Source organism: Actinomadura logoneensis (genome assembly GCF_003428695.1).
Lineage (GTDB): Bacteria > Actinomycetota > Actinomycetes > Streptosporangiales > Streptosporangiaceae > Spirillospora > Spirillospora logoneensis.
This window is the reverse complement of the sequence record NZ_QURH01000034.1, coordinates 22,537-33,689: the sequence shown is the minus strand read 5'-3', so window position 1 is coordinate 33,689 and position 11,153 is coordinate 22,537. Positions and strand designations below refer to the sequence as shown.

Genomic DNA, 11,153 nt, shown 5'->3' with positions numbered 1-11,153 from the left:
GGGGGCCCTGCGCCGGGCCGGGCGGGAAGGACCCGGGCGGCCCCATGGGCTGCGGACCGGGCGGAGCGCCGAAGGGAGGCGCGACGGGACCCGGACGCGCGCCAGGGCCGTTCGGGTGCGGAGGCATGCCCGGTGCTCCCGCGCCCGGTCCGAAACCGGGCGCGCCGGGACCGTGCGCCGGAGCGGGACCGCCGGGGCCGGACGGCGCGGGACCGTGCGCCGGCATCCCAGGGGCGGCCATGCCGTGTGCGGCGGCGGGGGCGAAGCCCGGCGGCAGGCCCGGAGGACCAGGCGGCGGCCCCGGGGGACCCGGTGGTGTGGGCGGCGCGGGCGCATGGGCTCCGGGAACCGGCGGCCCCGCGGTGAACGCGAGGTCCGGGGGAAGGAGGACGGCGGCTTCGAGCCAGTCGGTGACCCGGGCCGTCCAGTCGGTCTCGGCGGACTCGGGGTGCTGGACGTCGAAGGTGCCGAAGGCGGCGTCGCCCCGGTCGAGACGTCCCATGGCGCGAAGCTTGAAGGCCATCCTGCCGGGGGTGGCGATGAAGGTGAGACCGACGCCGTCGAGCCTGCGGTAGTGCGGCGGCGGGCTGAGGTGGATCTCCTGGTGGAACGGGAGCTGCTGCGACAGGCCCGGCACCTCGGACGTCTCGAACGCGACCGTCCGGATGGTGAAGCCCATCCGCGCGATGGCCTGCAGCACCCACTGCTGGGAGCGCAGCGGCTCGACCGAGATGGGGTCGATGTCGCCGGGATCGGCCCCGCCGCGGACGTCCACCTCGGTGCACAGGCCGAGGGTGAAGCCGGGCAGCTCGCGGCCGAGGACGGTGGTGAACGGCAGCTCGTACGGCAGGGGGATCGAGAACGGCAGCGCCCGGTTCTCGCCCGGTCCGAGGGTGAAGGAGCGGGTGAGCGCGCCGCGGTAGACCTCGGGGCCGGCGATGTCGCGGCCGTACTGGTCGCGCATGCGCGGCATCAGCGCGATCGTGACGTGCCGGATGTCGGTGGGGCCGGCCCCGCCGCGCAGGTGAACGTTGCCCGCCACGGCGCCGCCGGGCGCGCAGCGCGGCTCGGCGAGGACGGTGTCCACCGACGGTCCCGCGTATCCCACTGGACGATCTCCTCTCGTCTTCCGACAAGCGGCACACTACGCCCAGCGGGCCCCGGCGGCCCAACGGCCGCCGAGGCTGTGGACAACCACACGGGATGCCCCAGCGGGACGTTCACGCCAGACGTCCCCGCGAGCCGCCCCTGCGGGACGTTCACGCCAGACGTCCCCGCCAGCCGCCCCTGCGGGACGTTCACGCCAGACGTCCCCGCGAGCCGCCCCTGCGGGACGTCCACGCGAGGCGGCCTCGCGTGGACGTCCCGTGCGGGGCGGTTACTTGGCGGTGATCGTTACGGGCGCGTAGCCGAGTCTCTCCAGGGGCTCGCGGATCTGTGCCGCGTCGCCGACCGCGACGACCGTCAGGCGGTCGGTGTCGACGTGGCCGGTGTACGCGTTCGCGACCGACTCGGGGGTCGCGGCGCGCACGGCGGCCAGGTAGCGGGAGGTGTAGTCGGCGCCGAGGCCGTTCGCGGACGCGTCGGCGAGTTCGGCGGCGACCGCGCGGGACGTCTCGTACTCGCCGGGCGCGCGGTCGGCCAGCGCGCTGATCGCGGCCGTCGTCTCGGCCTCGTCCACGCCGCGCTCGCCGATGGAGCGGAGCTGGGCCAGCGCGTCGGCGACGGCGTCGCCGGTCACCTCGGTGTGCACCGAGCCCTGCGTCACGAACACGCCGCAGTACGGCATCCGCAGGATGCCCGTGCGCACGCCGTAGGTGTAGCCCTTCTCCTCGCGCAGGACGGTGTTCATCCGGGACGTGAGGCCCCCGCCGAGGACGTGCGCCGCGACCGACAGCAGCGGCCAGTCGGGGTCGGTGCGGTCCGGGACGCTGTGGCCGATGTTCAGGTACGTCTGGACGGAGCCGGGACGGTCGACGATGACGATGCGCGCCTCGTCCACCGGCGCGATGGTGTCGGCCGCCGGCAGCGCCGGGCCGGACGAGGACCAGCCGGTGAGCGCCGCCGCGAGCGTGGCGTCCACGTCGGTGCCCGCGATGTCGCCCGCGACGACCGCGGTGGCCTCGGCGGGGACGATCGAGCCGAAGTACGCGCGCACGGCGTCGCCGGTCAGTCCCTCGACCGACGCGGGCGAACCGCCGGTCGGACGCGACGCGCGCGCCTCGGACGGGAACATCGCCGCGCGCAGTTCACGCGCGGCGCGCGAACCGGGGTCGGCGTCGTCCTGGGCGATCTCCTCCAGGCGCTCGTTCACCAGGCGGCGGACGTCGGAGTCGTCCAGCGCGGGCGCGCGCAGGACCTCGCCGAGCAGTTCCAGCGCCGGGGCGAGCCGCGTCACCGGGGCGTCCAGGGCGATGCGCAGGGCGGTCAGGTCGGCCGACGCGTACAGGGACGCGCCCAGCCGCTCGAACGCGTTCGTCAGCGCGGTCCCGCCGCCGGCCTCGGTGCCCTCCAGGAACGCGCGCGCGGTGAGCGTGGCCACGCCGTCCTGGCCGGAGCCCTCGCGTCCCGCGCCCGCGTCGAGGACGAGCCGGACGGCGGCCAGGCGGCGGCCCGGCAGTTCGCAGCGCAGCGTCGCGGGGCCGGACGGCACCCGCCCGGACGCCGCGTCCGGGAACGCCCACACGGGGAACGGGCCGGGGACGGGGCGCTCGGCGAGCCTCAGGGCCTCGGTCACTTGGACGCACCTCCGTAGGTGAGCGCGGTGCGGGCGCCCGGCGCCAGCCAGCGGCCCGCCATCTGCTTGATCTGGTCGCCGGTGACGGCGGCGGCGCGCGCCGGGGCGGTGAACACCCGGGACGCGTCGCCGAACTGGGTGGCGTTCTGCGACAGCGCGTTGGCGAGCCCGGTGACGGTCTCGGTGCGCTCCAGGAACCCGCGCTCGGCCTGCGCGGCGGCGCGCGCGGCCTCCTCCTCGGTGGGGCCCTCGGCGGCGAACCGCGCGAGCTCCTCGTCCAGCACCGCGGAGATCTTCTCCGGGTCGGGGCCGACCGCCTCGACGAGCGCGAGGGACGGGCCGTCCGCGAGCCGGGTGACGCCCGCCCACACCTCGGTGGCGATCTGGTCGCGGCGGACCATCCGGTCGTACAGCCGCGAACCGGACCCGCCGCCGAGCACCTCGGCGGCCATCTCGGCGGCCTCGATGTCGTCGCCGCCGTCGGTCGGCAGCGAGAACATCGCGAAGTACGCGGGGGACGGGACGTCCTCGTCCACGTCCTCGTTCGTGACGCCGCTGAGCGGCCCGAGGTCGCCCGGACGCGCCTCGGGGGTGGCCGGACCCGCCGGGATGCCGCCGAAGTACTTCTCGACGGCCCTCAGCGTCTCCTCGGGGTCGACGTCGCCGACGACGGACAGCACCGCGTTGTGCGGCGCGTACCAGGTGCCGAAGAAGTCCTTGCAGTCCTCGAGCGTGGTGGCGTCCAGGTCCTCCATGGAGCCGATCGGCGTGTGCGCGTAGGGGTGCCCGGACGGGAACGTCAGGCGGCACAGGCGCTCGAACGCCGTCCCGTAGGGCTGGTTGTCGTAGCGCTGGCGGCGCTCGTTCTTCACCACGTCGCGCTGGTTGTCCAGGTTGGCCTGGGTGAGCGCCGCGGGGAGCGTCCCCATGCGGTCGGCCTCCAGCCACAGCGCGAGCTCGAGGTGGCTGACCGGGACGGTCTCGTAGTAGTTGGTGCGCTCGAAGGACGTGCTGGCGTTGAAGGACGCGCCGGCGGCCTCCAGCAGGGCGGCGTGCTCGCCCTCGGCGACGTTGCCCGAGCCCTGGAACATCAGGTGCTCGAAGAGGTGGGCGAGGCCCGTGCGGCCGGCGCGCTCGTGCCGCGAGCCCACGCCGTACCAGATGTTGACGGCTGCCAGCGGTACGACGTGGTCCTCGCAGACCACCACCCGCAGGCCATTGCCGAGCGTGTGCTCGTGCAGCGGCTGTTCGGCCACGAAGCGTGCTCCCGTCCGGTTCGGTCGATCGGATCCGGGGAACACCGCCACCCGCCCGGGTGACGGGCTTGATCCCCGGTTTCACCGTACCGGCTGGGACTTCCCCTCATGCGCGCGAACAGCGACGGCCACGATCGGCGACGGCATGGAAGGCGCCGGCTGTGAACAGCGACGGCCACGAACGGCGACGGCCACGAACGGCGACGGCCACGAACGGCGTCGGCCACGAACGGCGTCGGCTGCGAACGGCGACGGGCGCGAACGGTGACAGGCGGCGAACGGTGACGGCTGCCGAGGCGACGCGGGGAACCGTCGCGGTCGTCCGCCCGAGAGGGGCGTGGCGGGTCAGCGGGACGAGACGGACGCCTCGTGCGCGGCGAGCGCCTCCTCCAGGCTGTCGTGGAGGACGAAGATCTTGGTGAGCTGGGTGACGTGGAAGACCCGCCGCACCCGCTCGTTGACGCCCATGAACGACATGGAGCCGTCCCGCGCGCGCAGCCGGTGGTAGATGCCGACGAGCACGCCGAGCCCGGTGGAGTCCAGGAAGGTCACCTCCCCGAGGTCCACGACGAGGTAGGTGCCTCCGTTGTCGATGATGTCGAGCAGCATCTCGCGGAGGCGCGGGCTCGTGAAGACGTCGATTTCGCCGCTGATCTTCACGACGGTGAGGTCCTGCACGTCCCGATGTTCGACCGCGAATTCCACGACCACTCCCTGTCAGCGCTTCGGTGGGTGAATGGCTATACCCGGGGAATCGCCGGTTATCCCGCCGTGCTCCGGGCGTCGGGAGGCCGTGCCGCGGTCGATGTCCCAGGTGGGACGGCACGCGCGGTCGGGTGGATCACGCGGTGCGTCCCGAGCGGGGACGTCCGGTCCGTCCCGTGCGGGACGGACGGCCCGGCCGGGTCAGGTCGTCTTGAACAGCGCCCAGACGACCTTGCCGAACGGCAGGGACGACCAGCCCCACCGCGAACTGAACGACTCCACCAGGTGGAGGCCGCGTCCGGTCTCGGCGATGTAGTCGGGCTCCTTGCGGCGCGGACCGTCGGAACTGGCGTCGAAGATGCCGCACAGTAGCCACGGGGCGCGGTGCAGGAGCCGGAGGCGGATGGCGGTGGGGGCCGAGCACAGCGGGTCGCTGGCGTCGCCGAACTCGTGGACGTCCCCCCGGTGGCCGTCGGGGCTCTTCCACCACGAGCTGGTGCCGCCGCTGTGCCGCAGCGCGTTGGTGACCAGTTCCGAGACGACCAGACCGACGTCGTCGCCGAGCGGGGCCAGGCCCCAGTCGGTCAGCCGGGTGAGCGTGAAATGGCGCGCGGCGGTGACCGACTCGGGGTCGGGCAGCACCGTGAACGTCACCGCCGGCCCGCCCTGCATGACCAGGTCGTGCAGCGCGTGGTTCAGATGCGGTGGGAGGTCCGCGGCCTCCGGCACGCTCGTCGCGGCCGCACCGGGCGGTACGGCGGGCGGCATGGCGGAGGAGGGGGCGGAGGACGCTGCGTGCGCGGCGGACTCGACCCTCCAGCGCGTGTCGTCGTGCGCGTGGCGTGACGTCATTCCCGGGACCCCGCAGAGTGATCTCGTTGTGCAGCCATGGCTCGGAAGTCTCGTGCGTTATCCTGCGCATCGTAGCGTGCGAATGCAAGAGCCAAATGCATCGCCAGATGCACGTGCATCTGACGTCTGCACGCTCCAGAGCACCCCAGAGCAGGTCAGAACGGGAGGTATCCAGAAGACGGATTCCAAGGTCAACAGTCGAAAGGGGACCGCTGTCCCCACGCCCCCCGGCGGATATCGCCGGGCGATGGCACACTAGGTTCGCTGTCCGCCAGAAACGGCCGGGAGGTTGGGCGTGGCTCCAGAGACGCCGGGTACCGGATCGACGGTCCGCCGCATCCTGCTCGGTTCACAGCTCCGTCGCCTGCGTGAGGCGAAGGGCGTGACCCGCCAGGACGCCGGTTATGTCATCCGCGCGTCCGAGTCCAAGATCAGCCGGCTGGAGCTGGGGCGGGTCAGCTTCAAGGAACGCGACGTAGAAGACCTGCTCACCCTGTACGGCGTGACCGACCCGCGCGAACGGCAGTCGCTGCTGCAGCTCGCCCGGGACGCGAACACGCCCGGCTGGTGGCACCGCTACACCGACGTCCTGCCGAACTGGTTCCAGACCTATGTCGGGCTGGAGGAGTCGGCGGCGCTCATCCGCACCTACGAGCTGCAGTTCGTCCCGGGGCTGCTGCAGTCGGAGGGATACGCGCGGGCCATCATCCAGCAGGGCAACGCGGGCGCTCCCGAAAGCGAGATCGAACAGCGCGTGAGCCTGCGCATGCAGCGCCAGGAACGGCTCACCGCTCCGGACGCGCCCCGGCTGTGGGCCGTCCTGGACGAGAGCGCGCTGAAACGCCCGATCGGCGGCCCCGAGGTGATGCGCGGCCAGCTCGAGCACCTCATCGAGGTGTCCAAGCTGCCGAACGTCACCATCCAGGTCATGCCGTTCAAGTTCGGCGCGCACGCGGCCGAGGGCGGCGCGTTCACCATCCTCCGGTTCCCCGAGCAGGACCTTCCGGACGTGGTGTACGTGGAGAGCCTCACCGGCGCGATGTACCTCGACAAGCGCGACGACGTCGACACGTACCTCCAGGCCATGGAGCGTCTGTCCGTCGACAGTGCGACCCCGGAGCACACCGTCGAGCTTCTCGGTGATTTCCTCAGAGAGACATGATGCTCCCGACCGACGAGCCCAAGCTCCCGACCGGCGACGGTCGACCCCACGCCGTTCCCCATCCGTACAACGGGATCCCGGCGACCAGCCTGCGCGGCGCGCGCTGGCTCAAGTCGCGCCGCAGCAACTCCCAGGGGAACTGCGTCGAGATCGCGGAACTCCCCGGCGACCGCGTCGCCATGCGGAACTCGCGCCACCCGGAGGGCCCCGCCCTCATCTACACCCGTCCCGAGATCGAGGCACTGATCCTCGGCGCCAAGGACGGCGACTTCGACCACCTCATCGCACCGTCCGACAACTGAGACCGCGCGCCCCGGTGGCTCCCTCGGGGGCGACCGCGGCGCAGCCCGGGCACGCCGCCGTCCGCGCAGTCCCGACAGCCCGGTTCATCGTGAGAGCCGGGCGTTCCGGATGGACGGCGGCCGAAAGCCGCCCCGCCGACAAGCGGTCGTGAATGCCCCGACCAAGCCGTCACACGGCCATTGGACCCTGTGACGCGACTCAGACGCGCCCTGTTGCGGCGGCGGGCGTGCAGGACCTTCTTCGAAAAAGCTGCGACGACGCCGGTGAGCCCCGCGCAGTCGCAGCCTTCAAGCAGAGCGCCGCCGTACAGCTGCCAGCGCTCGGCTCAGCCACAGGGCCGTCGGTGCTAGACCCCTGGGCCGCTGGTGCGCGGCTCAGCCGCAGTTGCCCCAGGGGGCGGAGGCTCCGTTCCCGCCGAAGCGGACGCACGTCTTGGGCGCCTTCACGTACACCGGCCCGGCGTACCACTGGAACGCGCCGGAGTCGGAGACCTGCCCGCCACCCTGCGCCTGGATCCACACGGAGACCGCCGTCTTGCTGCCGACGCCGGTCGTCTTCATGGTGACGGCGCAGTTGTAGCCGGAGGAGTTGTAGAGCATGTAGGCCGTGCCGCCCGAGGCGGACAGCGACCGCTGCACGTAGTAGCCGCCGCCGTGTCCGCCGGAGTTGCAGACCTGCTGCGGCGTGTACTGGTTGGCCGGTTCCTTCGAGGGGGCGCCGCCGGGCTTCTTGCCGTCGGTGGGCTTCGGCGACGCCTCCTTGGAGGGGGAGCCGGAGGACGGCTTGCCGCTCGGCTTCCTGCTCGGGGACTTCTTGTTCTTGTCCCCGCCGACCTTCCCGGCGGCCTCGCCCGACGGCTGTCCGCCGGTCGCGCCGCCGCCCTGCGCCACGGGCTTGCCGTCCTTGCCGCCCTCGTCCGAGCCGGTGAGGGCCCACGCCGACACGCCCCCGATCACGGCGAGGACGGCCGCGGCGGCGACCAGCGGCACCAGGAGCTTCCGCTTCTTCCCGTCGGACGAGCCGGACCCGCCTCCGTTCCAGCCGGGAGGCCGGCCGGGGTTCGTCTGCCCGTCCGAACTGCCCGGCATGGCGGGACCGCCAGCGTGATGCGGGTTTCCCGGACCGCCGGCGTGATGCGGGTTTCCCGGATCGCCGGCGTGGGGCGGCATGCCCGGACCGCCGGGGTGGGGCGGCATGCCCGGAGCGCCAGGCACCGCGTTGTGCGGGACGCCGGGGTTCGACGCGTCGGCCCACGTGGCCTGAGCACCGGGGTTGGACGCTTCGGCCCATCCGCCCGCACCCGCGTTCGGAGAGCTCCCCGAGTTGTCCCAAGCGTTCGGACCCGGCGCATACGGAGAACCCGGATTGGACGCGGACATGGGGTCCGGTCCGGGGAAGCCGGGCGTGGCGTTGGCGTGCGGAGCACCGGGTGTGAGCTGGGAGTTCGGGGCGCCGGGGACGGGGGCGAGGCCGTGTCCGCCGCTGTTGTCCACAGGTTGTGCGCCGAACGCCCCGGCCTGCGTGGGAGCGGCAGACTGGTCGGCGGGGACGGACCACGCCGGAGTGGGCGGGGCGGGCACGGGGGAGATGCCCGCCGCCGCACCGACCAGGCGTTCCTGCGCCTCGCGGGCGCTGGGCCTGCGGGCGGGGTCCTTGTCCAGGCACGCCAGCACGATCGAGCGGAGGGGGTCGGGGAGATCACCGAGATCGGGTTCACCGGTGAGGATCCGGTGCATGACGCCGGCCATCTCGTCGTTGCCGAAGGCGGGACGCCCGGTGGCGGCGAAGACCATCGTCGTGCCCCAGGCGAACATGTCCGCGGCGGGGCCGACCGTGCCGCCCGTGAAGTGCTCCGGCGCCATGTAGGCCGGGGTGCCGACGTTCTGCGTCTCGCCCGCCGCGCCGAGGGCGCGCGCGACGCCGAAGTCGATCACGCGCGGGCCGTCCGGACCCATCATCACGTTGTGCGGCTTGAAGTCGCGGTGCACGATCCCGGCCTGGTGGATCGCCTGCAGTGCGGTCAGCGTGTTGATCGCCAGCCGCTCCAGCGCGCCCCCGGTGCGCGGCCCGTCCTCCAGGACGAGCCGTTGCAGCGACATCCCGGGCACGTACTCGCTGACGATGTACGGGCGGTCGCCCGCGACCTCGGCGTCGAGCACCTGGGCGGTGCAGAAGCGGGCGACGCGCTTGGCGACCTCCAGCTCCCGCACGAACCGTCCGCGCGCCGTGGCGTCGCCGGTGAGTCCCGTGTGCAGCAGCTTGATCGCGACGAACTGCGTGGGATCGGCCTTGGCGCGGCCCAGGAACACCGATCCCTGGCCGCCCTCGCCCAGTCGGCCGACGACGTCGTAGCCGCCGAGTTCGGCCGGATCGCCTGGCCGCAGCGGATGGGCGTCAGGCATCGTCCTGTCCGTCACTCGGCTTCTCCCCCGTCGCAGACGTCTCAGCGGTGTGGTCAGAAAATCCTAGTTTGTCCCACCCATGGGCGTGGCCCCCGCGCGAAATCTCGCGCGGGGGCCACGGTCGGACCTGGATGTTCAGACGTTCTCAGGGGTGCGGTGCTGCGCCGGCCGGCGCGCGACCCGCCCGTCGGAGACGCCGGGCGGCGCCTCGGGGGCGTGGTGGCGTTCCAGTCGCGCCGCCACCGCGAGCGCCCGGAGTGAACGGGTCCGCACGGTCTTGTTCTCGTCGTGGCGAGGCATCGGAATGCTGCTCTGCACGGTGATCTCCTTCATCTCGAAGAGGGGTCACCCGCCGTGCGGGATCTTGTACGCGATAGTTGCAACCGCAAGATCCTTCCCGGTATTCCTGCCGAGCGGCCGCTTCGTCAAAAAACTTTCGCACGGCTAACCAGATCCGCGCCGGAGGGAGCGCGGCCGCCCGGTCGCCCGTCCAACTCGGGAGACCGGACGAAAGGGGACACCCGTGGAGCCGAACCCCGAACCGCTGCACCTCGCCGACCCGCGTCTGCTGGCCGGGCACACCCTGCTCGGCCGCCTCGGCTCGCACGGGGCGGGCACCGTCTACCTCGCCGAGGACGCCCGCCGGGAGAAGGCCGTCGTCGGCGTCCTCCACCCGACCGCCGCCGCCGACCCCGGCGTGCGCGCCCGGCTGGCGTCGGCGGTCAGCGGGTTCGGCGCGGGCCGTCAGGTCACGGGCTCCACGGACGTCCCGCCGATCTGGGTGGCCGTCCCGTACGGCGGCGGCGCTCTGGAGGACGTCCTGCGCCTGCTGGACGCGGCGGCGCTGTCCACCGGCGAGCCGACGCCCGCGAACGTGCCCGCCTTCGCCCCGCACTGGTCGGCAGAGCCGCACGATCCGCCGCCCGTGCCCACGCCCACGCCCACGTTCACGCCACCGCTGAGCCCGTCGCGCGGCGTCCCGGTGTTCGTCCCGCTGGCCGCGCTCGCGGTCTTCTTCTGCCTCGTGATCGCCGCGGTGGTCGTCCTGCTCACCGGGGACGACGAGCAGACCCCCACCATCACGGCCTCCTCGCCCGTCATCTCCACTCCGGCGCCGGGGAGCGAGACCCCCGCTCCGACGCCGTCGGAGAGCGGCCCGCCCCCGTCGGAGACCCCCGGACCGTCCGGCGGCAAGGGGCTCGTCGCGGGCCCGACGTTCGGCAGCGGCGACAAGCCCTACCTCATGAGGCTGAACGGCTTCCCCTTCTCCTTCAACGTCCCGGAGGGATGGGGCTGCATGCGCAGCGACAAGCCGGGGTTCACCAACCGCTGGATCTGTGTCCACGAGGGCAAGGGCTTCCCGCCGACCGGCGGCACCAGCGCCGGCGGCCTGGTCGCCCTCCAGTCCTGCCCGTCCGGCTGCGGCCCCACCCAGCGCGAGACCGCCCGCAACGCCCTGGCCGTCGACCACAAGTCCTGGCACGCCACCGACCCCACCACCCAGTACGCCGAGGAGACCGGCAGCAACAGCCGCAACGAGACCGTCGTCCGCGTGGCGATGAGCCACGTCTTCGCCTCCCGCAAGGGCGGCCCGCTCGACACCGCCGTCGCCGTCCAGCTCACCGGCCCACCCAACGAGAAGACCGACATGCAGAAGACCCTCAACGACATCCGCCACAACACCCCCTGAGCGGCCCGCGCCCGCCGCGAGGTCCTCTTGACTCGGCAGGCCACAC

Annotated in this window: 10 protein-coding genes; 3 read left to right on the top strand and 7 right to left on the bottom strand. The window is 73.0% G+C overall.

The features are described 5' to 3' along the window. The 5 genes from DZF91_RS42830 to DZF91_RS01920 all read right to left on the bottom strand — a co-directional run. Positions 1–1,108 (bottom strand): sporulation protein (locus tag DZF91_RS42830; protein ID WP_117355796.1); only part of this gene is annotated, 1,108 nt, incomplete at its 3' end. 270 nt (positions 1,109–1,378) lie between these two features. Then, on the bottom strand, positions 1,379–2,737 hold the full coding sequence (locus DZF91_RS01935; RefSeq protein WP_117355795.1) for a M16 family metallopeptidase: 1,359 nt from the start codon (positions 2,735–2,737) through the stop codon (positions 1,379–1,381). After that, the gene (locus DZF91_RS01930; RefSeq protein ID WP_117355794.1) at positions 2,734–3,993 is read right to left on the bottom strand and encodes a M16 family metallopeptidase; all 1,260 of its coding nucleotides are present in this window, start codon (positions 3,991–3,993) and stop codon (positions 2,734–2,736) included. The genes DZF91_RS01935 and DZF91_RS01930 overlap by 4 nt, the downstream gene beginning before the upstream one ends. Positions 3,994–4,338: 345 nt before the next feature. After that, a complete protein-coding gene (locus DZF91_RS01925; protein ID WP_117355800.1) occupies positions 4,339–4,698 on the bottom strand; it encodes an STAS domain-containing protein in 360 nt (119 codons plus the stop codon). Positions 4,699–4,899: 201 nt separating this feature from the next. Further along, on the bottom strand, positions 4,900–5,550 hold the full coding sequence (locus DZF91_RS01920) for an ATP-binding protein (protein ID WP_235834013.1): 651 nt from the start codon (positions 5,548–5,550) through the stop codon (positions 4,900–4,902). Between the two features lie 340 nt (positions 5,551–5,890). Here DZF91_RS01920 and DZF91_RS01915 point away from each other — a divergent pair, with 340 nt between their 5' ends. Both DZF91_RS01915 and DZF91_RS01910 read left to right on the top strand, forming a co-directional pair. Further along, the gene (locus DZF91_RS01915) at positions 5,891–6,712 is read left to right on the top strand and encodes a helix-turn-helix domain-containing protein (RefSeq protein WP_117355798.1); all 822 of its coding nucleotides are present in this window, start codon (positions 5,891–5,893) and stop codon (positions 6,710–6,712) included. After that, a complete protein-coding gene (locus DZF91_RS01910; protein WP_117355797.1) occupies positions 6,712–7,014 on the top strand; it encodes a DUF397 domain-containing protein in 303 nt (100 codons plus the stop codon). The genes DZF91_RS01915 and DZF91_RS01910 overlap by 1 nt, the downstream gene beginning before the upstream one ends. Positions 7,015–7,389: 375 nt before the next feature. Here DZF91_RS01910 and DZF91_RS40885 read toward each other — a convergent pair whose 3' ends face one another. Beyond that, on the bottom strand, positions 7,390–9,417 hold the full coding sequence (locus DZF91_RS40885) for a serine/threonine protein kinase (protein ID WP_199486342.1): 2,028 nt from the start codon (positions 9,415–9,417) through the stop codon (positions 7,390–7,392). A gap of 135 nt (positions 9,418–9,552) precedes the next feature. After that, on the bottom strand, positions 9,553–9,750 hold the full coding sequence (locus DZF91_RS01900) for a hypothetical protein (protein ID WP_117355793.1): 198 nt from the start codon (positions 9,748–9,750) through the stop codon (positions 9,553–9,555). Positions 9,751–9,940: 190 nt separating this feature from the next. On the opposite strand from DZF91_RS01900, the gene DZF91_RS01895 reads away from it, so the two are divergent. Then, a complete protein-coding gene (locus DZF91_RS01895; RefSeq protein ID WP_117355792.1) occupies positions 9,941–11,107 on the top strand; it encodes a hypothetical protein in 1,167 nt (388 codons plus the stop codon). Positions 11,108–11,153 lie beyond the last annotated feature (46 nt).